The organism is Polynucleobacter sp. MWH-CaK5 (assembly GCF_018687615.1).
GTDB lineage: Bacteria > Pseudomonadota > Gammaproteobacteria > Burkholderiales > Burkholderiaceae > Polynucleobacter.
This window is the reverse complement of sequence record NZ_CP061299.1, coordinates 1,247,335-1,269,440: the sequence shown is the minus strand read 5'-3', so window position 1 is coordinate 1,269,440 and position 22,106 is coordinate 1,247,335. Positions and strand designations below refer to the sequence as shown.

Here is a 22,106-nt window from a genome sequence, read left to right as displayed (position 1 = left end):
GATGTCAGACACTCTATCCGTGCTTAAAGAGCGCTTAGAAAAAGTATTGGGCAAAAAAGTTTCTCGTTTGCACGAGGCTCTTGGTGAACTCACTCTGGTAGTACGTGCAGAAGATTATTTAGAAGTAGCAAAGACTTTGAGAGATGAGCCAAGTTTAGGCTTTGATCAGTTGATGGACCTTTGTGGCGTTGATTACAGTGAGTACGACAACGCAACATGGGAAGGCCCTCGTTTTGCTGCTGTGAGTCACCTATTGTCAGTGAAACACAATTGGCGTTTGCGTCTTCGTGTGTTTGCGCCGGTCGATCATTTTCCATTGGTAGCGTCTGTGACGCCGATCTGGAATTCAGCCAACTGGTTTGAGCGTGAAGCATTCGACTTGTTCGGCATCTTGTTTGAAGGTCACGATGATTTGCGCCGCATCTTGACGGACTATGGCTTCATCGGTCATCCGTTCAGAAAAGATTTCCCGATCTCTGGCAACGTAGAAATGCGTTACGACCCAGAGCAAAAGAGAGTTATTTATCAACCTGTCACGATTGATCCTCGCGAGGTAACTCCTCGAGTGATTCGCGAAGAAAGCTACGGTTCTTAATCATGGCTGATATTAAAAATTACACCCTTAACTTTGGTCCACAGCATCCTGCCGCGCACGGTGTGTTGCGTTTGGTTTTGGAGTTAGATGGTGAAGTGATTCAGCGCTCAGATCCACACATTGGTTTGTTGCATCGCGCTACTGAGAAATTAGCTGAAACCAGAACTTGGGTACAAAACGTTCCATACATGGATCGTTTGGACTACGTTTCAATGATGGCCAATGAGCACGCTTATGTGATGGCTATTGAAAAGCTATTGCAAATTGAAGTGCCAGAGCGTGCGCAATACATCCGTGTGATGTTTGATGAGATCACACGCTTGCTAAATCATTTATTGTGGATTGGTTGTCATGGCCTAGACGTCGGCGCTATGGCGGTGTTCTTGTACGCCTTCCGTGAACGTGAAGATTTGTTTGATATGTACGAAGCCGTTTCTGGTGCCCGTATGCATGCTGCCTACTATCGTCCAGGTGGTGTATACCGTGACTTGCCAGACACCATGCCTCAGTACTTGGCCAATAAGATTCGTGGCGAAAAAGCTGTGAAGAAATTGAATGAAAACCGCCAAGGTTCTTTGTTGGATTTCATTGAAGATTTCACCACCAGATTTCCAAAGTATGTTGATGAGTACGAGACTCTCTTAACGGACAACCGTATTTGGAAGCAACGTTTGGTAGGTATTGGTGTGGTTTCACCAGAACGTGCTTTGCAACTTGGTTTCACTGGTGCGATGTTGCGTGGTTCAGGTATTGAATGGGATTTGCGTAAAAAGCAACCGTATGAGGTTTACAGCAAATTAGATTTTGATATTCCAGTGGGCGTTAACGGTGACTCTTACGATCGTTACTTGGTTCGCGTTGAAGAAATGCGCCAGTCCAACAAAATCATTCAGCAGTGCGTTAAGTGGTTAAGAGCTAATCCTGGTCCAGTAATGAGCGATAACCACAAAGTCACAAGTCCAAAACGTGTGGACATGAAGTTCAACATGGAAGAATTGATTCACCACTTCAAACTGTTCACTGAAGGCATTCACGTGCCGGCAGGTGAGGCTTACGCTGCCGTTGAACATCCAAAAGGTGAGTTTGGTATTTATGCAATTTCTGATGGCGCTAACAAACCATACCGTTTGAAGATCCGCGCTCCAGGCTTTGTGCATTTATCAGCTTTAGATGAAATGGCAAAAGGCCACATGTTGGCTGATGCTGTAACGATTATTGGTACGCAGGACATTGTGTTCGGCGAGATTGACCGCTAAAAGGATAAGAGAGCATATGTTTTCCCCACAAGCTCGCGCTGAAATCAATCGCAATATTGCAAAGTATCCGGCTGATCAAAAACAGTCTGCTGTGATGGCCGCATTGGTGGTTGCTCAAGATCAATACGGTTGGGTCACGCCTGAGTCAATCGAAGAAATTGCTGCCATTTTAGAAATGCCACCGATTGCTGTTCAGGAAGTTGCAACGTTTTACAACATGTACGACACCAAGCCTGTTGGTAAATTCAAATTAGCTGTTTGCACTAATTTGCCATGTGAACTATCTGGCGGCACTCGTGCAGGTGAGTACTTGAAGAAGAAGTTGGGTATTGATTACAACGAGACCACGCCTTGTGGCACTTTCACTTTAAAAGAGGGTGAGTGCATGGGGGCTTGTGGTGATGCGCCTGTTGCAATCGTGAACAATAAAACGATGTGCAGTTTCATGAGCAATGACAAATTAGATGCTTTGATTGATGAATTAAAAGCTAAAGCGAATTCAAATGTAAATGCAGCTGGAGGTGCAGCATGACCAGTTTGCACACACGTCATATTCAGCCTTTGATCCTTAAGGGTCTTGATGGTAATAACTGGCGTTTAAAAGATTACGTTGCGCGCGGTGGTTATGCGCAGCTCAAAAGAATTTTGACTGAAGGCATCACGCCTGAAGCGGTGATTGCTGAAGTAAAAGCCTCTGGTCTGCGTGGCCGTGGTGGTGCAGGTTTCCCAACGGGTTTGAAGTGGAGTTTTATGCCACGTCAGTTCCCTGGCGATAAATACTTGGTGTGTAATACCGATGAAGGCGAGCCTGGTACGTTCAAGGATCGCGACATCATGCGTTACAACCCGCATGCTTTGATTGAAGGCATGGCGATTGCTGCATACGCCATGGGTATTGCAGTTGGTTACAACTACATTCACGGTGAAATTTGGCACGAGTACGCTCGCTTTGAAGAAGCTTTAGAAGAAGCCCGCGCGGCTGGATTCTTGGGCAACAAGATTTGTGGCTCTGAGTTCTCATTCCAATTGCATGCTCATCATGGTTGGGGCGCTTACATCTGCGGTGAAGAGACAGCGCTTTTAGAATCTTTAGAAGGTAAAAAAGGTCAGCCACGTTTCAAGCCACCTTTCCCAGCAAGTTTTGGTTTGTACGGTAAACCAACAACGATCAATAACACTGAAACATTCTCAGCTGTGCCATTCATTTTTGAAATTGGTGGTGAGGCTTATGCCAAGTTAGGTAAGCCTAATAATGGCGGCACAAAGATCTTCTCAATTTCTGGTGACGTTGAACGTCCTGGTAACTATGAGATTCCATTGGGCACATCCTTTGCCACTCTTTTAGAGTTGGCGGGCGGTATGCGCGGCGGTAAAAAAATCAAAGCAGTGATCCCTGGTGGTTCATCAGCCCCTGTTATTCCAGGCGCAATGATGATGGAAACGGACATGGATTACGACAGCATTGCTAAGGCTGGCTCAATGCTTGGTTCTGGTGCGGTGATTGTGATGGACGAAACGCGTTGCATGGTGAAGTCTTTGTTGCGTTTATCTTATTTCTATCACGAAGAATCTTGTGGCCAGTGCACACCATGCCGTGAAGGTACCGGTTGGTTGTGGCGCATTGTTAATCGCATTGAGCATGGAGAAGGTCGTCCAGAAGACTTGGATCTTTTGAATGACGTTGCTGCGAATATTCAAGGTAGAACAATTTGTGCATTGGGTGATGCTGCGGCAATGCCTGTGCGGGGCATGTTGAAGCATTACATGGATGAGTTTGCGTATCACGTTGAGCACAAGCGCTGCATTGTGCCGGCATACGTTTAAGCATTCGAAGAGATCGACAGGAAAATAAGATGGTTGAAATCGAAATTGATGGCAAAACAGTAGAAATCCAACAGGGTTCTATGGTGATGGATGCGGCTAAGAAAATTGGCACGCACATCCCTCATTTTTGTTATCACAAGAAATTGTCAATCGCGGCTAACTGTCGCATGTGTTTGGTTGAAGTTGAGAAAGCTCCTAAGCCATTGCCTGCTTGCGCAACTCCAGTAACACCTGGCATGAAAGTGTTCACGCATTCAGAAAAAGCAGTGCAGGCACAAAAATCAGTGATGGAATTTTTGTTGATCAACCATCCTTTGGATTGCCCGATTTGCGATCAAGGTGGTGAGTGTCAATTGCAAGACTTGGCAGTGGGTTACGGTAAAACCACATCGCGCTACGATGAAGAGAAGCGCGTGGTCTTCCACAAGAATGTTGGCCCATTGATTTCAATGGAAGAAATGAGCCGTTGTATTCACTGCACTCGTTGCGTTCGTTTTGGTCAAGAGATTGCTGGTGTGATGGAGTTGGGCATGCTCAACCGCGGCGAGCATTCAGAAATCACTTCATTCGTTGGTAAGACTGTTGACTCAGAGTTGTCTGGCAACATGATTGATCTTTGCCCAGTGGGTGCATTGACCAGCAAGCCATTCCGTTATTCAGCACGTACTTGGGAGTTAGGTCGTAAGCGTTCTGTGAGCCCGCATGATTCTTTGGGTTCTAACGTGGTGATGCAAACCAAAGCCAATCAAGTATTGCGCACAGTGCCTTTGGAAAACGAAGCCATTAATGAATGCTGGATCAGCGATAAAGATCGCTTTGCCTATGAAGGCTTGAACAGCAAAGACCGTTTGAAAAATCCAATGGTCAAGCAAAATAATCAATGGATTGAAACAGACTGGGAGTCTGCTTTAGATTATGTGGCACGTTCTTTGTCATCGATCAAGCAAGATCATGGCTCTGATGCCATCGCTGCTTTGGCCCACCCAATCTCAAGTGTTGAAGAGTTGTATCTTCTAAAGACGCTCATGACTGGTTTGGGATCTGACAATACTGAAACACGTTTGCGCGCGCAAGATGTGAGTGGTGCACCGACTGCGCCATGGTTGGGCATGAAGATTGCTGAAGTGAGCCAATTACAAAGAGCTTTCTTCATCGGCAGTTTCTTGCGTAAAGATCAACCTTTGTTGGCAGTTAGAGTTCGTGCTGCTACCAAGCGTGGCTTAAAAGTCACTCGTTTAGGTGCCAGCACCGAAGACTGGTTGATGCCAGTGGCTGCCAGCGCTCAAGTTTCACCGGCCAATTGGCCAGCTGAATTGGCGGGTGTTGCTGCAGCGGTTGCACAAGCGAAGGGCGTGAGTGCTCCAAGTAATGCTGCCATCAGTGCACAAGCAAAAGCCATTGCAGATAGCTTATTAAGTGGCGAGCGTAAGGCAGTGTTCTTGGGCGCAGCAGCGATGGCTCATCCACAGTTCGCACAATTGCATGCTTACGCACAGTTCATTGCAAACCAAACAGAAGCTACTTTGGGATGCTTGCCTGAGGGTGGTAACGCTGTGGGTGCACACATTGTTAAGGCTGTTTCTGCGTCAGGCATCAATGGCTTGATGGCAAAAAATCTTAAAGCAGTCTTGCTCATGAATATTGAGCCAGGTGCAGATTTGATTGACCCGCAATTGGCCAAGCAAGCTCTTGCAAAAGCGGGCACTGTGATTGCCATGACTGCTTTTGATAGTGCTGAACTTCGTGAAGTGGCCGATGTTCTATTGCCTATCACGCCATACACAGAAACTTCTGGTAGCTTCATCAATTTAGAAGGTAGCTTGCAAACCACACAAGCGGTGGTCAAGCCTTTAGGTTCAGCACGTCCTGCTTGGAAGGTGCTTCGTGTTCTAGGTAACTTGATGAACATCGATGGTTTCTATTTCAATAGTTCTGATGAGGTGTTGGACGAAGCGGTTCCTAAAAACTTTGCTGAACAGTTAAATAACAAGACAGCTGCTGCTCCTGCAATTACAAGCACATTCACCCCAGCGATCGAGCGCTTGGCGGATGTGACGATTCATTCAAGTGATGCGATTGTGCGCCGTGCGCCTGCTTTGCAGTTGACGCAAGATGCGAAGAAGGCTTTGAAGTTGGGTGTACCAACTGATCTCATGATGCAACTGCAGCTCAAAGAGGGTGATGTTGTGCGTGTTACTCAAGCTGGATCTTCAGTGAATATGCCAGTGACAGAAGAGCGTGCATTGACCAGCGGTGTTGTCAGACTTTCTGCAGGCACAGCATTCAGTGCTCAATTGGGCGGAATGTTTGGTCAATTATCTGTGGAGCGTGTATGACCGACTTTATTCAAACAATCAATACACACGGTTTAGCTCTGTTCGGTGAGATGGCTTGGCCCATCGTTTGGACTTTGATCAAAATTGTGACCATCGTTCTTCCGATGTTTGGTTGCGTGGCTTATTTGACTTTGTGGGAACGTAAATTAATTGGTTGGATGCACGTTCGTTTAGGCCCTAATCGTGTGGGTCCTTTGGGTTTATTGCAACCAATCGCTGATGCACTGAAGTTATTGCTCAAAGAAGTGATTATTCCAAGCAAGGCCAGCAAGGTCTTGTACATCGTCGCTCCCGTGATGGTGATTGCTCCTGCATTTGCTGCTTGGGCTGTGGTGCCGTTCCAGGCAGACATGGTGTTAGCCAATGTGAACGCTGGTTTGTTGTACGTGATGGCCATTACATCTGTTGGTGTTTATGGCGTGATCTTGGCTGGTTGGGCATCCAACTCTAAATATGCATTCTTGGGCGCGATGCGTGCCTCGGCGCAAATGGTTTCATATGAAATCGCGATGGGTTTTGCGCTTGCTGCTGTTTTAGTTGTTTCTGGCACTTTGAATTTAAGCGACATCGTGAAGTCTCAGCAAACAGGTTACTTTGCTAGCATGGGCTTGAACTTCTTATCTTGGAACTGGTTGCCGTTGTTGCCAATGTTCTTGATTTACTTTATTTCAGGCGTTGCTGAATTGAACCGCCACCCATTTGACGTTGTTGAGGGTGAGTCTGAGATTGTTGCTGGTCACATGATTGAATACTCAGGCATGGCCTTTGCGATGTTCTTCTTGGCGGAATACGCCAACATGATTTTGATCGCTGCTTTGACTTCTATTTTGTTCTTTGGTGGTTGGGCTCCGATTGTTGACTTGCCAATTCTGCGCGACATCCCAGGTATTTTCTGGTTGGTTGCTAAGACATTCTTCTTCTTATCTTGTTTTATTTGGTTGCGTGCGTCATTCCCACGTTATCGTTATGACCAGCTCATGCGTTTGGGTTGGAAAGTATTTATTCCCATCTCGATCTTCTGGATCTTGTTGGTCGGTGCTTGGGTCTTGTCACCCTGGAATATTTGGAAATAAGGCGAGGATTTAAAAATGTTCCAACGTATCCGCGAATTCTTCGGCAGTCTGCTCTTAAGAGAGTTATTGCAAGGTATGGCTTTGACTGGTAAATATTTGTTCAAGCCAAAGATCACTGTGCAATACCCTGAAGAAAAAACTCCAATGTCTCCACGTTTTCGTGGTTTGCACGCTTTGCGTCGCTACCCGAATGGTGAAGAGCGTTGCATTGCTTGCAAACTATGTGAAGCAGTGTGCCCAGCCATGGCCATCACGATTGAATCAGATCAGCGTGATGATGGCACTCGCAGAACCACGCGTTATGACATCGATTTAACCAAGTGTATTTTCTGTGGCTTTTGCGAAGAGGCTTGCCCAGTGGATGCGATTGTTGAAACACATATTCATGAGTATCACGGCGAAAAGCGTGGTGACTTGTATTTCACGAAAGACATGTTGTTGGCCGTTGGCGATCGTTACGAAAACGAAATCGCTGCAAATAAAACAGCGGATGCTAAATACAAATGATGCTAGAACCTAAATCAATCCTCTTTTATATCTTTGCCGCCATTTTGGTGATGGCTGCTTTGCGCGTGATCACTGCTCGCAATCCAGTTCATGCTGCATTGTTCTTGGTTTTATCTTTTTTTACAGCCGCTGCGATCTGGATGCTCTTGCACGCTGAGTTTTTAGCTATCTTGTTGGTCTTGGTCTATGTGGGTGCGGTGATGGTCTTGTTCTTATTCGTGGTCATGATGCTAGACCTCGACTTGGATCATTTGCGCAAAGGCTTCAAGCAATACATGCCAGTGGCTTCTTTGGTGGGTGCGGTGATTGTGGCTGAGATGGCGATTGTGTTGATTCGTGGCTTTATCGGTACCAGCCAGCCAATCAGAAACATGGATCCTGAAGTGGCAGCCAATAACACCAAAGCTTTGGGCATCTTGCTTTACACCGAATACTTATTCAGTTTTGAAGTCGCCGGCATTATTTTGTTGGTGGCGATCATTTCTTCAGTGGCTTTGACTTTGCGTCGTCGCAAAGACACCAAAACACAAAATATTCCTGATCAAATTCGCACAAGAAAAGAAGATCGTGTGCGCATAGTCACCTCTATGAATGCTGATTCATCAGCCAATAAAGAATCTTAGGACAGTGATGATGAGACATTTCGGAAAAAGGATTTATTCATGACAATCACCTTAGCTCATTACTTAGTGTTGGCTGCCATTTTGTTTGCCATTGGCGTGGTTGGCATTTTCTTGAATCGCAAGAACATCATTGTTTTGTTGATGTCTTTGGAATTGATGTTGTTGGCTGTTAATTTGAACTTCATTGCCTTCTCTCACTATCTTGGAGATATGGCTGGTCAAGTATTCGTATTCTTTATTTTGACAGTGGCAGCTGCTGAAGCAGCCATTGGCTTGGCAATTTTGGTCACGATGTTCCGTAAGCTGGACACAATCCATGCTGAAGACCTCGGACAACTGAAGGGTTAAGACAGATCATATGACTACTCCAATCTTGAACCCTCTTGTATTGCTGGCCATTCCATTAGCCCCATTGGTGGGTGCGGTGATTGCCGGTTTATTTGGTACTAAATTCTTGGGCAATCTCATTGGTCGCTCAGCTGCGCATACCGTGACTATTCTGGGTGTGGCTATCTCATGCATCCTTTCATTCATGGTCTTGAATGATGTGATGGCAGGTGCTCGATTCAACGAGACCATCTACACCTGGATGCAATTGGGTGAGTTGAGTCTTGAAGTTGGCTTCTTGGTCGACCCATTGACTGCCATGATGATGGTGGTGGTGACCTTTGTTTCATTGATGGTGCACATTTACACCATTGGTTACATGGCTGAAGACGAGGGTTACGCGCGTTTCTTCTCATATATTTCTTTGTTCACCTTCTCCATGTTGATGTTGGTGATGAGCAATAACTTCTTGCAGTTGTTCTTTGGCTGGGAAGCTGTTGGCTTGGTCTCTTATTTGTTGATTGGTTTCTGGTACAAGCGACCAACCGCGATCTTCGCCAATATGAAAGCCTTCTTGGTCAACCGTGTGGGTGACTTTGGTTTCATTCTTGGTATTGGTCTTTTATTGGCTTACACCGGCAGCATGAGTTATGACGGTGTATTTGCTCAGAAGGATTTGTTGGTTCAACAGGTTTTACCTGGCACTGATTGGAATTTGGTCACGGTGGCCTGCGTCTGTTTATTTATTGGCGCGATGGGTAAGTCTGCACAATTCCCATTACACGTTTGGTTGCCAGACTCAATGGAAGGTCCGACACCGATTTCTGCTTTGATTCACGCGGCCACGATGGTGACAGCAGGTATTTTCATGGTGAGCCGTATGTCACCATTGTTTGAGCTATCTGATGCCGCTTTGTCATTTGTGTTGATTATTGGATCAATCACTGCTTTGTTCATGGGTTTCTTGGGCATTGTGCAAAACGACATTAAGCGCGTGGTGGCTTATTCAACTTTGTCACAACTCGGTTACATGACCGTGGCCTTGGGCGTGTCTGCTTACCCAATCGCTGTATTTCATTTGATGACTCATGCTTTCTTTAAAGCCTTGTTGTTCTTGGGAGCGGGTAGTGTGATTATGGGCATGCACCACGATCAAGACATGCGCAACATGGGTGGCTTGTGGAAGTACATGCCAATCACTTGGCTCACGTCATTACTAGGTTCATTGGCCTTGATTGGTACACCTTTCTTCTCAGGCTTCTACTCAAAAGACTCAATCATTGAAGCTGTTGCTAAGAGCACCATCACTGGTTCTGACTTCGCCTTCTTTGCTGTGATGGCAGGTGTGTTCATCACAGCCTTCTATTCATTCAGAATGTACTTCTTGGTGTTCCATGGTAAAGAGCGTTTTGGTCAAGCTCATCACGATCATGGTCATGGTGATCATGATGGTCACGATGGCGGTCATCATCACGGTTTAGCCCCAGGTCAAAAGCCTCATGAATCTCCATGGGTGGTGACATTGCCATTGGTTCTCTTGGCGATCCCATCAGTGATCGTGGGTTACTTCACAATTGGCCCAATGTTGTTTGGCGACTTCTTTGGTAATGCCATTTTTGTTGATGTGACCAAACACGTGGCCATGAAAGAATTGGCGGCTGCCTTCACTGGTCCTTTGGGCATGGTGGCTCACTCATTGCACACACCAGTGCTTTATTTAGCATTGGGTGGTGTTATTTCAGCGGCGGTCTTTTATCTTTGGTTGCCACAGATACCGGCTTTCTTTGCGCGTGTTTTGGCGCCAGTTAAAACGATCCTTGATAACAAGTACTACATGGATGACTTCAACCAAGCGGTGTTTGCTAAGGGTGCAAGACTCTTGGGCACTGGTTTGTGGAAGCGTGCTGATCAGGGATTGATTGACGGTTTGCTAGTGAATGGCAGCACACGAGTGATTGCTTGGTTCTCAGCAAACGTGCGTCAGGTGCAATCAGGTTATTTGTATCACTATGCTTTTGCGATGATTCTTGGCTTGATTGCTTTGATCGGCTGGATTTTATATACCCACTTGGGCTCCATTAAATAAAACAATAGATAGAGCGCCCCAATATGATTCTTTCTTACTCAATCTGGTTACCGATCATTTTCGGTTTGATTATTTTGTTCACTGGTTCGGACAACAGCAAGGGCTATGTTCGTATCATGGCTTTGATCGCTTCTTTGATCAGCTTTGCTGCAACCTTGCCATTGGTCACAGGCTTTGACACCAGCACGGCAGCCATGCAGTTTGTGGAGCAAGTATCTTGGGTGCCACGCTATGACATCAACTACTTCTTAGGGGTTGATGGTATTTCAATGTGGTTCGTTGTTTTAACAGCCTTCATCACGGTGATTGTGGTTGTGGCTGCATGGGAAGTGATCACGGTCAACGTGTCACAGTACATGGCAGCATTTTTGATTTTGTCTGGTTTGATGATTGGCGTATTTGCCTCATTGGACGGCTTGTTGTTCTATGTTTTCTTTGAAGCTACTTTGATTCCGATGTACATCATCATTGGTGTGTGGGGCGGTCCAAATCGTGTTTATGCAGCCTTCAAGTTCTTCTTGTATACCTTGCTTGGTTCACTTTTAACGTTGGTGGCCATTTTGTATTTGTACAACGTGACAGATACATTCAATATCTTGACTTGGCACAAAGCCAAGCTAGACATCGTTGAGCAAGTGCTGATCTTTGGCGCATTCTTCATGGCCTTTGCGGTCAAGGTGCCGATGTGGCCAGTTCACACTTGGTTGCCAGATGCTCACGTAGAAGCACCAACGGGTGGTTCAGTGGTATTGGCTGCGATCATGTTGAAACTTGGTGCCTACGGCTTCTTAAGATTCTCATTACCGATTGCACCTGATGCAAGCCAATATCTTGCGCCTGCCGTGATTGCACTGTCATTGGTGGCGGTTATCTATATTGGTTTGGTGGCCTTGGTTCAGGCTGACATGAAAAAACTTGTGGCTTATTCATCAATTGCACACATGGGCTTCGTTACTTTGGGATTCTTCATCTTCAACCCAATGGGTGTTGAGGGTGCGATTGTGCAGATGATCTCTCATGGCTTTATTTCTGCTGCCATGTTCTTGAGCATCGGCGTTCTTTATGACCGCATGCACTCACGCCAAATTGCTGATTATGGTGGTGTGGTCAACACCATGCCTAAGTTCACAGCCTTTGCCGTTTTGTTTGCCATGGCTAACTGCGGACTACCAGCAACCTCAGGTTTCGTGGGTGAGTTCATGGTCATTTTGGCTGCCGTTGATTACGACTTCTTGATTGGTATCTTGGCGGCGACTGCCTTGATCCTCGGTGCTGCTTATTCATTGTGGATGACCAAGCGAGTGTTCTTTGGCGATGTGGGTAATCAACATGTTGCAGAGTTGACTGATATTAATGCGCGTGAATTTTTGATCATGAGTGTCTTGGCCATTTTCACAATTGGCATGGGCGTTTATCCAAAACCATTCACTGATGTGATGCACGTTTCTGTTATCGAGCTTTTGAAGCACGTGGCAGTTAGCAAACTTTAATCCTGAAAGAGGAAAGAGATATTTATGCAATCGATTGATCTCATTGCGATGTTGCCGGAGCTAGTGCTCCTGACGGTGGCATGTTTGCTATTAATGACTGTGTTCATGAATGAGCCACAGGCATCAGACGAAGATATTTTTCATGCCCCACGTGGCACTGAATTGGCCTACAAAATCAGTTTGGCCTTGTTGCTAGGCTTGAGCTTTGCGTTTGGTTTGCAAGCGGTTGATCAACCTGTGCACGCCTTCAATAATTTGTTCGTGGTGGATGCTTTATCAAGCATCCTCAAATCAGTGGCTTGTTTGGCTGTTTTTGCGACTTTGATTTATTCAAAACAGTACTTGATTGATCGTGGCTTATTCAGAGTTGATTTCATTGTTCTTACCCTTTTAGCCTTATTGGGTCAGTGCGTGATGATTTCAGGTTCTAACTTGTTGACCCTTTACTTAGGTCTAGAGTTATTGGCTTTGCCAACGTACGCTTTGGTTGCGATGAAACGTGATTCAGCCTTGGGTACTGAAGCTGCGATGAAGTACTTTATCTTGGGTGCTCTGGCATCTGGTTTCTTGTTATACGGCATGTCAATGCTTTACGGCGCAACCGGCAGCCTTGATCTTGATGAAATCTTAAAAGCAGTGGGTGACCAACGCATCAACCGTTTGGTATTGGCTTTTGCAGTGGTATTCATTGTTTCAGGTTTGGCGTTTAAGTTAGGCGTTGCACCGTTCCATATGTGGGTGCCTGATGTGTACCAAGGTGCACCAACAGCTGTGACATTGATGATTGCAGGCGCACCAAAAGTTGCCGCCTTCGCATTGTTATTCCGCTTATTGGTGGGTGGCTTATTGCCATTGACCAATGATTGGCAGCCAATGATCATGATTTTGGCTGTGATGTCTTTGGTGATTGGTAACTTGACTGCGATTGCACAAGCCAATCTCAAGAGAATGTTGGCTTACTCAACGATTTCTCACATGGGCTTCATGATTTTAGGTATGTTGTCGATTTTTGATGAGCACGCTTATAGCGCTGCTTTGTTCTATGCAGTGACCTATGTCTTGACCACCTTAGGTTCATTCGGTCTATTGATGATGCTATCTCGCAAAGGTTATGAGTGCGAGACTTTGGATGATCTCAAGGGCTTGAACCGTCGTCACCCATGGATGGCCTTCATCGCTTTGGTGTTGATGTTCTCCTTGGCAGGCATTCCTCCAACAGTAGGCTTTGCTGCTAAGTTATCGATTCTTGAAGCTTTGATTGATAGCGAGCATTTGTATCTTGCGATCATCGCTGTGATGGCTTCATTAGTGGGTGCGTTTTATTACTTGCGTGTTGTTAAGTGCATGTACTTTGATGAGCCAATTCAAACAGCACCAATCGAAGGCGGCTTAGTTGTTAAAACAGTCTTCACTTTGAATGGCTTGTTTGTTCTGTTGTGCGGTATTTTCCCAGCAACATTGATGGCGCTTTGCTTGAGTGCCATGTCAACCACTTTATTGAGTTAATCATGGCACCTGCTAGCTTAAGCATTGAATCTTGGATCTTGATTTTGGCGGCCTTGGTGGCTGCCAATGCTGCATTCGTGAGCCGTAAGTTTTTATTTTTCAAAACGCTTGAAGATAAACACGTGGGCTGGTGCTTATTAGAGATGGGTGTTTGGTACGCTCTGATTGGTTTGATTGGGTATTCATTGGAAAGCATGATTGGTAATGCCTTTCCAAAGCGTTGGGAATTCTTTGCTGTCAGCTTGTGCTTGTTCTTTGTGGCGGCTTTCCCAGGCTTCACCTGGCGTTTTCTGATGAAGCATCGCAATGATGCTCGTGGCTAACGCCACCTTATCTCATTTGTTTTATGAGCTCATCTGATTCAAGCGCTAAGTCAAACTCTAAGCCAGAAAAAAGTTTCTCTGATTTACCTGAAACTGATGATCACTTGCGTGAGCATCGCATCTCTTCTGAAGAGGTGTACTCAGGAAAATTCCTGCACTTAAAAAAAGACATTGTTAAGCTGCCAGATGGCAACTCAACCTATCGCGAATATTTGATTCATCCTGGGGCAGTGGCGATCATGCCTATCTTGAATGATGGACGGATCTTGCTAGAGAGACAGTTCCGTTACCCGGTGGATGCTGCAATGATTGAGATTCCTGCTGGCAAGTTAGAGATTGGCGAGGATCCATTGTTGTGCGCCCAGCGTGAACTCTTAGAAGAAACTGGATACTCGGCTAAATCTTGGGAATTTCTTGGCAGAATTCATCCGGTGATTTCTTATGCAACAGAAACCATTGATATTTATCTTGCCAAAGATTTGACCTTGGGTGAGCGCTCTTTAGATGACGGCGAATTCTTAGATGTGTTTGCAGCAACTTTGAATGAAATGCATGCGTGGATCGCTAGCGGCAAAATCACCGATGTTAAAACCATTATTTCTGTTTACCACTTGGCCAGACGTCTCAAAGAGATCTGAGCTGATCCAAAATAAATCAGAAATCAATTAAGTAATTAAAATAGCAAATATATTAATAAGTCATAAGTCTGCTTTATCCCATGAAAGTTTATAACCTCGCTTGCCATCTAGATCACCACTTTGAAGGGTGGTTCGCTTCTGAGGCTGATTATGTTTCTCAGCAAGAAACTGGTTTACTCAGTTGCCCTGTTTGCGATAGCAATGAGATTGTTCGTTTACCTTCAGCCCCGCGAATCGCTAAGCGCAGCAGCCGTGAGTTGGTGCCTGCTGATCAATCGACATCTCAAACCAATAACTCAGCTGCAGTGAGTGGCGCTGCTGGCCAATCCATGGTTTTGACTGGCTCAGAGCAAGCCCACTTACAGGCTCAAGTTCAGGCCACTGTCATGAAGGCGATGAGAGAGCTCATCAATAAAACAGAAGATGTTGGCCATGACTTTGCTGAAGAGGCCAGAAAAATACATTACCAAGAGGCTCCTGAGAGGAGTATTCGTGGTCATGCGACTGTGGATGAAACTGCTGAGCTTCGCGAAGAGGGCATTGAGGTAGTTTCTTTGCCGGTATTCCCGGCTTTAAAAGACACTCTTCAATAATTACTTGGGTACTACTCTTTGTTGGCGGCTGAAGTCTTGAACTGGCACTTCGCTGGGTTTTAGGCGCTTTTCACAGACATTTTTACCCTCAAATACCCGCATCACCGAACAATCATGCCCTGTACCCTCAGATGCGGCATGGTCCGTCAAACTCTTTCCGGTGGTGACTGTGGTGCCAACACTGGCAGCCGTCAAAGGATAGGCTGCCACCATGGCGCACGCTGATAATTGCCCTAAGGCCAATACCGCTGCAAAAATCTTGAGAAAAAGTCGAAAAACCGTCAATTGGGTAGAATATTGGTAAAGTTGTAATTCTAAGAATATAAATGAAGTAGGAGACAAAATGTCAGAAACTATCGGACACCATATCAATGGTGAGGTCATTCGTTTTGGTGGCAATACTGCCCCAGTGTATGAGCCTGCAACAGGTCAAGTTCGTGCCAATGTTGAGTTGGCCTCAGTCGATGGCGTAGCCAAAGCTGTGGCTGCAGCCAAAGCCGCTTTCCCAGCCTGGTCAACCACACCTGTGACGCGTCGCGCCAAGGTCATGTTCAATTTCAAGGCCATCATTGAAGCTCGTATCGATGAGATGGCAGAAGTGATCACTCGTGAACACGGTAAAACATTTGATGATGCCAAAGGTGAGATTCAGCGTGGATTAGAAGTGGTGGATTTTGCTTGTGGCATCCCTCAGCTTCTCAAAGGTGAATACACCGAGCAAATCGCCAAAGGCATGGACGCATGGACTATGCGTCAAGCATTGGGTGTGTGTGCAGGTATCACGCCTTTCAACTTCCCAGCGATGGTGCCAATGTGGATGTACCCAGTAGCAATCGCCGCTGGCAACACATTTGTACTGAAGCCTTCAGAAAGAGATCCTTCAGCCACATTATTGGCTGCTAAGTGGTTGGAAGAGGCTGGTTTACCAAAAGGTGTATTCAACGTTGTGCAGGGCGATAAAACGGCTGTAGACGCATTGTTGAACCATCCTGATGTCAAAGCCATCAGCTTTGTTGGATCAACTCCAATCGCTTCTTATATTTATGAAACGGCTGCTAAAAATGGCAAGCGCGTTCAAGCTTTGGGTGGAGCCAAGAATCACATGGTGGTAATGCCTGATGCTGACTTAGATCAAGCGGTGGATGCTTTGATGGGCGCTGCTTACGGTTCTGCTGGTGAGCGTTGTATGGCGATTTCAGTAGCAGTGGCTGTTGGTAATGTGGCTGATGCTTTGATTGAAAAACTATCCACTCGTATCAAGAAACTCAAAGTTGATAATGGTTTAACTCCTGGCGCTGAAATGGGCCCATTGGTGACGAAAGTTCATTTGGATAAAGTCACAGGTTATGTAGACGCGGGTGTTAAAGAAGGTGCTAAGTTAGTGGTTGATGGCCGTAACTTAAAAGTAGCTGGTTGTGAAAACGGCTTCTTCTTGGGCGGTTGTTTATTCGACAACGTGAAGCCTAATATGAGCATCTATAAAGAAGAAATCTTTGGCCCAGTATTGAGCGTGATGCGTGTTGATGATGTTGCCACAGCGATTCAGTTGATCAATGATCACGAATACGGTAATGGCACAGCGATCTTCACCAGAGACGGTAACACTGCTCGTGAATTTGTGAGCCGCATTCAGGTGGGTATGGTGGGTGTGAACGTACCTATTCCAGTACCAATGGCATTCCATTCATTCGGTGGTTGGAAGCGCAGTCTATTCGGCGATCATCACGTGCATGGTCCAGAAGGTGTGCGTTTCTATACTCGTATGAAGGCTGTGACTCAGCGTTGGCCAGAAACCATCGCTCAAGGTCCGAGCTTTAGCATGCCAGTGAATGGTTAAAGGATTAAATCCTTAGTTAATTTAACTAACTTTAACCAATCCATTTGATTTTCATCAATTGGAGCTAAAACATGGGGGCTTAAAATAGCCCCCATGACTTTTTTAGAGCAACCCTCTGTCTTAGCCCAAGCTGGCTCTGAGCCGCTGTTTCAGCCTGAATTGTTGAAACGCTTTGACATCAATGGGCCACGCTACACATCCTACCCAAGCGCTGATCGATTTAATGGCCAGTTCAATCAGACTGACTATATCGATGCATTGAAACGATGTGCCACGCATCAAAAGCCAATTTCTTTGTATTTCCATTTGCCGTTTTGTCCGAACATTTGCTACTACTGTGGATGCAACAAAATCATCACCAAAGATCATGGTCGAAGTGCGAAATACATCAAGTACTTGACCAAAGAAATGAATCTCGTCACCCAAGCCATGGGTGTGAGTGAAAAAATTCCAGTGACTCAACTTCATTGGGGCGGTGGAACTCCGACCTTTTTATCTCATGAAGAAATGACTGAGTTGATGCATCACACCAAAGAGCATTTTGAATTACAAGAGGATGGTGAGTATTCAATTGAGATTGATCCACGCCGTGTCAGTGAGGCTGACATTGAGCTCTTGGCGAAGTTGGGATTTAACCGTATCAGTTTGGGTGTGCAAGACTTCAATTTGGAGGTTCAGCAAGCGGTTCATCGGGTGCAAACAATAAAAGAAACAAAAGATGTGATTGATTGGGCCAGAAAGTATGGCTTTAACTCTGTCAGCGTTGATTTGATTTATGGTTTGCCCAAGCAAACCCCAGTGACATTCAAGGACACAGTCAATGCGGTGATTGAGATGAGTCCTGATCGCTTATCTGTTTATAGTTATGCGCATCTGCCCACCATCTTCAAGCCTCAACGCCGTATTGCAGAGGACCAATTGCCAGTGGCTAAGGATAAATTAGACATCTTGGCCAACACCATTGAACAACTCAACGGGGCTGGATTTGTTTTCATTGGCATGGATCATTTTTCAAAGCCAAATGATGAGTTGGCGATTGCTCAAAAAGAAGGGCGTTTACATCGCAATTTCCAGGGCTACTCAACTCAAGCTGAATGTGATCTATTGGCCTTTGGTATTTCATCGATTGGCAAGGTGGATGACACCTATCCACAAAACGTCAAAACACTCGAGGATTATTACCACGCTCTGGATCATCATCAACTGCCCACCCTGCGTGGGATGAGATTGAATCAAGATGATTTACTCAGACGCGAGTTGATTGGTGAATTGATGTGCCAATTTGAGCTGGACACAGAATTGTTTGCAAAAAATCACCAGATTGATTTTGATACTTACTTCTCAAGAGAGTTGTCAGAGCTCAAGGAGCTTGAAGAGGCAGGGCTCTTGGAGTGGCGGGGTAAAAAGATCTATGTGCCTACCAAAGGTCGCTTACTGGTTAGGCGCGTTGCCATGGTGTTTGATAGACACTTAAGAGATGCGCAAACACAAGCCAGGTACTCAAAAGTGGTTTGATTAAATCGCGCTTTTGAATTCAATGATCACTTGGACACCATTGCCTGCAGATTTATCTTCAATCCGTATGGATCCTTTGTGCTGCTGAACAATTTCTTTGACAATCGCAAGGCCTAAGCCGCTGCCAAATGATTTGCTGCCCAAGATCCTGTAATAAGGATCAAACACTTTGGTTTTCTCAGATTGAGGGATGGTGTCACCATCATTGCTAACAATCAACCGGACTGTGTCTGCTGCTTTATCTAAAGAAACAGCAATCAGTCCCTGTGCTGCTCCATATTGAGACGCGTTATCAATCAGATTTTGTATCACACGCTCAATCTTGTGTTGCTCACCATGTATCAAACAATCTTCAGCAACCTGTAACTCAATGGTTTGGCCGCGTTGAGTGATGAGTGGTTTAGTGTTTTTAACAACTTCTTTACAAATGCCATCAAGAGACAATGTTTGCAGTTGCTCTTTGTCGGTGGCACCACTGACACGACTCATCGTCAAGAGTTGCTCTGTTAGGCGCGTGGTTCTTCTTAAACCATTTAAAGCTTCTTGCAAGGACTGATCTCGATCAGCATCATTCTTGGCTTTAACGGCATTTTCAATGTGAAGTTGAAGTGCTGCAATCGGTGTTCTGATTTCGTGAGCAGCTGCATCAATGAACTGTTGTTCACGTTTAAAGGCTTTTTGAACCCTATCAAGCAAATGGTTCAGCTCATCAATCACGGGCTTTAATTCAAGAGGAGTCTTGGATAGTTTGATTGGTTTGATTGACTGCGGGTCACGAGCAGCAATCACATTGGCCAAGGATTGCAAAGGCTGAAGACTTCTGTAGGCAATTAAATTAATCACAATCAATAGAATCAATGAGCCAATGATCAATGGCGTCATGATGGCCACACCCAGGTCACCAGCCATTTCACCTCTCACCGCATCCATTTCAGCGACCATCACCCATACATCACCCGATTTAAGATTGAATACTTGCCATAGATCATCGCCAATCAGATTTTTACTGAAGCCTTCAGTTAACGGGCCTAATGGTTTGTCAGGGGCTGTGGCTGATTTGGCTAATAACTTTCCATTGCTGTGCCAAATCTGAAAAGAAATCTTACTTTCGTAAGGATGCCCACTGATTTCTTCAATCGATGAATGCTGGTGCTCTAACTCTTTAGGTAATTCAATGATGATTGGGTTGGTGATGGTGGCGTGCTCCAGTTGCTTGGCAGCTAATACCTCTAGCACTCTGGCAGAAGTGGCCAGTCGTGCACTGAAAATCTCTTCTGATTCATGCTCAGTCACAAAATGAGCGGCAAGACCCATGCCACCCAAAATCAGGATCATGGATAAAAATATTCCAAGTAGTAAGCGTTTTCTGATTGAAAAATAAATCATGATTCCTCTATGTCGCCAATTCTGTAACCAACGCCTCGAAGTGTCTTGACGATATTCGGACTGATCTTTTTACGTAAATTATGGATGTGCACATCAATTGTGTTGCTCTCAACCCCATCATTCCAACCGTACAGAGATTCTTCAAGTTGAGAACGGTTAAAAACCTGATGTGGGCTTTCTGCTAATTTCTTTAGAAGGGCAAATTCACGGCGCTGTAAATCTAGAGAGGCGCCTTTCCAAGTGACGGATAGGGAAGTGAGGTCGATGATCAAATCACCTATCTTTATTTGATTGACTGTATTGCCACTGCGACGTCTTTCTAAAACCCGAAGTCTTGCGAGTAGCTCATCCAATTCAAATGGTTTGGTGAGGTAATCATCAGCACCCAAATCCAAACCCAGGATACGATCTTTTGTGGCATCTCTGGCGGACAAGATCAGAACAGGGATGTGATTGCCTTTTTGGCGAATGGTTCTGAGTACCTCTGTGCCATCAATCTTTGGCAAGCCCAAATCTAGGATGGCAATATCGAACTCACCATCAGCCAATGCGTGGATGGCTTTTTGGCCATCCATGACATGGTCTACATGATGATTGGCGCGAGTCAATGCAGTGGTCAAGCCTGATGCGAGTAATTCATCGTCTTCTACCAATAAAATTCTCACCGCCCAAGCCCTTTAATCAAAGATTAACTGTCAATTTGAATAGTTTAATCGATTAACCCAGCGCATTATTTTCGTTTTTCAGCCACTTTTTCAAGTAATTGATTGATTTCTTTGCGACGACCATCATCCGCTACTTTGCGACCATTTCTAGCGGGTGCCTGTAAGGCTTTGCGCAAAGATTTCTCGGCGCCTGGATAGTCGCCACTTCTGAACAAGAAGTCAGCATAAAAGTAATTAGGGTCGATGCCATCGGGATTGATGCTCAAACCTTTCTTTAGGTATTCAGCAGCTTTTTTATCATCGCCAAAGCCAATCGGCCATCCTGGAACCTGATAGTAAAGAGAGCCCAAACTTGTATAAGCAGAACCATCCAAAGCCATTGGATTAATTTCTAGTGCTTTTTCAAAAGTCTTCTTGGCATTTTTAACATGAGCCAATGCACCTAATCCACCTTTTGCCCCAGCATAACTAGATTCAATGATGCCTTGCCAAATCAATATCTCGGCGCGATTAGGGTTCTGTACCACCAATTGATTGGCTTCTTTGATCAAAGACTCGAAACCTTTCTCATGGGCTGATTCAGGGCTTTGGTACTTCACCTTTTCCCATCCTTTTTGCAATGTGCTGACATCTTCTTCTACGCTCGCAATGGCAAAAGAACTGATGAGCGATAAGCTGATCAAAAGAGTAGCTGGTATTTTTTTAATAATGTTCATATAAACCTCATGATTACTTTTTAAGATATTTGTTGATGATTGGAAGCTGACCTTGAATAGCTTTGTCTGGTGCGCCTGGAAATAAGTGATTCATAAAGACAAAAAATGATTCTTTGAAACCTAATTTCTTTTCCCAGGCCTTGCCATCCAAGAATTTCATGAATTCCTTTGCCACAAACTCTGGGGTATCTGAATCAGTTTTAAGTTCTGCGTTCATTTGCATCACTTGATCTGAATTGATACTTGTTTTGGTCGCGCGTGGAGCGAAATATCTGACCGATACAGATGTGTCTGATAGCTCTCGACGTAGAGACTGGGAGAAGCCTCGCAGGCCAAACTTGCTGGCACAGTAACTAGAAAAACCAGGGAAGCCTAAATACCCGAAGATAGATCCGATATTGATGATCTGTGACGGCTCTAATTTCAAATGCGGCAGCAGCTGTTTGCACAAGAGCATCGGAGAAATCAAATTGGTTAACATCAGCTGTGTGATGTCTTTATCTGATTGCTGCTCAAAACTTTTAAATAGGCTGATGCCTGCATTGTTGATCAACAGATTAATCCCTTGTTGAGCCGAGATGGCGTCCATCAATCGAACGGATGTGCTGTCATCGCACAAATCACCAGAAATGATTTGAACGTTCACAGCAATATTTGCTAATTCATTCTTCAAAGCCTCTAGCTTTTCAGTATCGCGGCCCATCAAAATCAAAGATGAGCACTTCGGCGCCAATTGCAGGGCAATGGCTCTGCCGATGCCCCCAGTGGCTCCTGTTAAAACTGCCTTGTATGGTTTATTTGTCATGTTCA

The 22,106-nt window shown here is 45.2% G+C and carries 22 protein-coding genes; 17 read left to right on the top strand and 5 right to left on the bottom strand.

All coding sequences use genetic code 11. From position 1 onward, the window contains the following. Window position 1 precedes the first annotated feature (1 nt). The 15 genes from GQ367_RS06385 (at window position 2) to GQ367_RS06315 (ending at window position 15,177) form a co-directional block, all read left to right on the top strand. Window positions 2-595 carry an NADH-quinone oxidoreductase subunit C gene (locus GQ367_RS06385; RefSeq protein WP_215290048.1) on the top strand — a complete coding sequence of 198 codons (594 nt, stop codon included), beginning with the start codon at window positions 2-4 and terminating at the stop codon, window positions 593-595. Window positions 596-597: 2 nt separating this feature from the next. Further along, complete coding sequence (locus GQ367_RS06380) at window positions 598-1,851, top strand: NADH-quinone oxidoreductase subunit D (RefSeq protein WP_215290045.1); 1,254 nt, start codon at window positions 598-600, stop codon at window positions 1,849-1,851. 16 nt (window positions 1,852-1,867) lie between these two features. Then, window positions 1,868-2,383 (top strand): NADH-quinone oxidoreductase subunit NuoE, encoded by a 516-nt coding sequence (nuoE, locus tag GQ367_RS06375; protein ID WP_215290044.1) that lies wholly within the window; start codon window positions 1,868-1,870, stop codon window positions 2,381-2,383. Further along, window positions 2,380-3,675 carry an NADH-quinone oxidoreductase subunit NuoF gene (nuoF, locus tag GQ367_RS06370; RefSeq protein ID WP_215290041.1) on the top strand — a complete coding sequence of 432 codons (1,296 nt, stop codon included), beginning with the start codon at window positions 2,380-2,382 and terminating at the stop codon, window positions 3,673-3,675. Before nuoE ends, nuoF begins: the two co-directional genes overlap by 4 nt. Window positions 3,676-3,704: 29 nt before the next feature. Continuing rightward, window positions 3,705-6,011: an NADH-quinone oxidoreductase subunit NuoG gene (gene nuoG, locus GQ367_RS06365; RefSeq protein WP_215290039.1), complete on the top strand. Its 2,307-nt coding sequence runs from the start codon at window positions 3,705-3,707 to the stop codon at window positions 6,009-6,011. Next, window positions 6,008-7,084, top strand: coding sequence for an NADH-quinone oxidoreductase subunit NuoH (nuoH, locus tag GQ367_RS06360; protein ID WP_215290037.1), 1,077 nt, complete (start codon window positions 6,008-6,010; stop codon window positions 7,082-7,084). Before nuoG ends, nuoH begins: the two co-directional genes overlap by 4 nt. 15 nt (window positions 7,085-7,099) lie before the next feature. Continuing rightward, window positions 7,100-7,591: an NADH-quinone oxidoreductase subunit NuoI gene (nuoI, locus tag GQ367_RS06355; RefSeq protein WP_215290035.1), complete on the top strand. Its 492-nt coding sequence runs from the start codon at window positions 7,100-7,102 to the stop codon at window positions 7,589-7,591. Then, window positions 7,588-8,214 (top strand): NADH-quinone oxidoreductase subunit J, encoded by a 627-nt coding sequence (locus GQ367_RS06350; RefSeq protein ID WP_251370140.1) that lies wholly within the window; start codon window positions 7,588-7,590, stop codon window positions 8,212-8,214. The genes nuoI and GQ367_RS06350 overlap by 4 nt, the downstream gene beginning before the upstream one ends. A 39-nt stretch (window positions 8,215-8,253) precedes the next feature. Then, window positions 8,254-8,562 carry an NADH-quinone oxidoreductase subunit NuoK gene (gene nuoK / locus GQ367_RS06345; protein ID WP_089516340.1) on the top strand — a complete coding sequence of 103 codons (309 nt, stop codon included), beginning with the start codon at window positions 8,254-8,256 and terminating at the stop codon, window positions 8,560-8,562. Window positions 8,563-8,572: 10 nt separating this feature from the next. Continuing rightward, on the top strand, window positions 8,573-10,627 hold the full coding sequence (nuoL, locus tag GQ367_RS06340) for an NADH-quinone oxidoreductase subunit L (protein WP_215290033.1): 2,055 nt from the start codon (window positions 8,573-8,575) through the stop codon (window positions 10,625-10,627). A gap of 23 nt (window positions 10,628-10,650) precedes the next feature. After that, a complete protein-coding gene (locus GQ367_RS06335; RefSeq protein ID WP_215290031.1) occupies window positions 10,651-12,117 on the top strand; it encodes an NADH-quinone oxidoreductase subunit M in 1,467 nt (488 codons plus the stop codon). 24 nt (window positions 12,118-12,141) lie between these two features. Continuing rightward, window positions 12,142-13,623: an NADH-quinone oxidoreductase subunit NuoN gene (gene nuoN, locus GQ367_RS06330; RefSeq protein ID WP_215290030.1), complete on the top strand. Its 1,482-nt coding sequence runs from the start codon at window positions 12,142-12,144 to the stop codon at window positions 13,621-13,623. A 2-nt stretch (window positions 13,624-13,625) separates the two neighbouring features. Further along, window positions 13,626-13,946: a DUF2818 family protein gene (locus GQ367_RS06325; protein ID WP_215290028.1), complete on the top strand. Its 321-nt coding sequence runs from the start codon at window positions 13,626-13,628 to the stop codon at window positions 13,944-13,946. Between the two features lie 23 nt (window positions 13,947-13,969). Then, complete coding sequence (locus GQ367_RS06320; protein WP_215290026.1) at window positions 13,970-14,584, top strand: NUDIX domain-containing protein; 615 nt, start codon at window positions 13,970-13,972, stop codon at window positions 14,582-14,584. A gap of 80 nt (window positions 14,585-14,664) precedes the next feature. Further along, window positions 14,665-15,177, top strand: coding sequence for a DUF1178 family protein (locus tag GQ367_RS06315; RefSeq protein ID WP_215290024.1), 513 nt, complete (start codon window positions 14,665-14,667; stop codon window positions 15,175-15,177). On the opposite strand, the gene GQ367_RS06310 is transcribed toward GQ367_RS06315, so the two are convergent. After that, window positions 15,178-15,420, bottom strand: coding sequence for a hypothetical protein (locus GQ367_RS06310; protein ID WP_215290022.1), 243 nt, complete (start codon window positions 15,418-15,420; stop codon window positions 15,178-15,180). A gap of 100 nt (window positions 15,421-15,520) precedes the next feature. Between GQ367_RS06310 and GQ367_RS06305 the strand changes: the two genes are divergently transcribed. Together GQ367_RS06305 and hemN are read left to right on the top strand one after the other, a co-directional pair. Continuing rightward, on the top strand, window positions 15,521-17,014 hold the full coding sequence (locus GQ367_RS06305; RefSeq protein WP_215290020.1) for a CoA-acylating methylmalonate-semialdehyde dehydrogenase: 1,494 nt from the start codon (window positions 15,521-15,523) through the stop codon (window positions 17,012-17,014). Window positions 17,015-17,107: 93 nt separating this feature from the next. Further along, window positions 17,108-18,529, top strand: coding sequence for an oxygen-independent coproporphyrinogen III oxidase (gene hemN / locus GQ367_RS06300; protein WP_215290018.1), 1,422 nt, complete (start codon window positions 17,108-17,110; stop codon window positions 18,527-18,529). Here hemN and GQ367_RS06295 read toward each other — a convergent pair whose 3' ends face one another. From GQ367_RS06295 to GQ367_RS06280, 4 genes are all read right to left on the bottom strand, one after another. Continuing rightward, the gene (locus tag GQ367_RS06295; protein WP_215290017.1) at window positions 18,530-19,915 is read right to left on the bottom strand and encodes an ATP-binding protein; all 1,386 of its coding nucleotides are present in this window, start codon (window positions 19,913-19,915) and stop codon (window positions 18,530-18,532) included. Beyond that, window positions 19,912-20,580, bottom strand: a complete 669-nt coding sequence (locus GQ367_RS06290; protein WP_215290015.1) for a response regulator transcription factor — start codon at window positions 20,578-20,580, stop codon at window positions 19,912-19,914. The genes GQ367_RS06295 and GQ367_RS06290 overlap by 4 nt, the downstream gene beginning before the upstream one ends. A 65-nt stretch (window positions 20,581-20,645) precedes the next feature. Then, window positions 20,646-21,296: a tetratricopeptide repeat protein gene (locus GQ367_RS06285; protein WP_215290013.1), complete on the bottom strand. Its 651-nt coding sequence runs from the start codon at window positions 21,294-21,296 to the stop codon at window positions 20,646-20,648. A gap of 13 nt (window positions 21,297-21,309) precedes the next feature. Further along, entirely contained in the window at window positions 21,310-22,101 is a 792-nt protein-coding gene (locus tag GQ367_RS06280) for an SDR family oxidoreductase (protein ID WP_251370139.1), read from the bottom strand. Between the last annotated feature and the right edge of the window lie 5 nt (window positions 22,102-22,106).

Bases quoted from the DNA above. Each gene is read 5' to 3' on its own strand.
- GQ367_RS06380 (WP_215290045.1), top strand. From the start codon at position 598: ATGGCTGATATTAAAAATTACACCCTTAACTTTGGTCCACAGCATCCT.
- GQ367_RS06280 (WP_251370139.1), bottom strand. From the start codon at position 22,101: ATGACAAATAAACCATACAAGGCAGTTTTAACAGGAGCCACTGGGGGC.
- nuoH (WP_215290037.1), top strand. From the start codon at position 6,008: ATGACCGACTTTATTCAAACAATCAATACACACGGTTTAGCTCTGTTC.
- GQ367_RS06320 (WP_215290026.1), top strand. From the start codon at position 13,970: ATGAGCTCATCTGATTCAAGCGCTAAGTCAAACTCTAAGCCAGAAAAA.
- hemN (WP_215290018.1), top strand. From the start codon at position 17,108: ATGACTTTTTTAGAGCAACCCTCTGTCTTAGCCCAAGCTGGCTCTGAG.
- GQ367_RS06295 (WP_215290017.1), bottom strand. From the start codon at position 19,915: ATGATTTATTTTTCAATCAGAAAACGCTTACTACTTGGAATATTTTTA.
- nuoF (WP_215290041.1), top strand. From the start codon at position 2,380: ATGACCAGTTTGCACACACGTCATATTCAGCCTTTGATCCTTAAGGGT.
- nuoN (WP_215290030.1), top strand. From the start codon at position 12,142: ATGCAATCGATTGATCTCATTGCGATGTTGCCGGAGCTAGTGCTCCTG.
- GQ367_RS06285 (WP_215290013.1), bottom strand. From the start codon at position 21,296: ATGAACATTATTAAAAAAATACCAGCTACTCTTTTGATCAGCTTATCG.
- GQ367_RS06335 (WP_215290031.1), top strand. From the start codon at position 10,651: ATGATTCTTTCTTACTCAATCTGGTTACCGATCATTTTCGGTTTGATT.
- GQ367_RS06350 (WP_251370140.1), top strand. From the start codon at position 7,588: ATGATGCTAGAACCTAAATCAATCCTCTTTTATATCTTTGCCGCCATT.
- GQ367_RS06325 (WP_215290028.1), top strand. From the start codon at position 13,626: ATGGCACCTGCTAGCTTAAGCATTGAATCTTGGATCTTGATTTTGGCG.
- nuoL (WP_215290033.1), top strand. From the start codon at position 8,573: ATGACTACTCCAATCTTGAACCCTCTTGTATTGCTGGCCATTCCATTA.
- GQ367_RS06385 (WP_215290048.1), top strand. From the start codon at position 2: ATGTCAGACACTCTATCCGTGCTTAAAGAGCGCTTAGAAAAAGTATTG.
- nuoG (WP_215290039.1), top strand. From the start codon at position 3,705: ATGGTTGAAATCGAAATTGATGGCAAAACAGTAGAAATCCAACAGGGT.
- GQ367_RS06305 (WP_215290020.1), top strand. From the start codon at position 15,521: ATGTCAGAAACTATCGGACACCATATCAATGGTGAGGTCATTCGTTTT.
- nuoI (WP_215290035.1), top strand. From the start codon at position 7,100: ATGTTCCAACGTATCCGCGAATTCTTCGGCAGTCTGCTCTTAAGAGAG.
- GQ367_RS06315 (WP_215290024.1), top strand. From the start codon at position 14,665: ATGAAAGTTTATAACCTCGCTTGCCATCTAGATCACCACTTTGAAGGG.
- nuoE (WP_215290044.1), top strand. From the start codon at position 1,868: ATGTTTTCCCCACAAGCTCGCGCTGAAATCAATCGCAATATTGCAAAG.
- nuoK (WP_089516340.1), top strand. From the start codon at position 8,254: ATGACAATCACCTTAGCTCATTACTTAGTGTTGGCTGCCATTTTGTTT.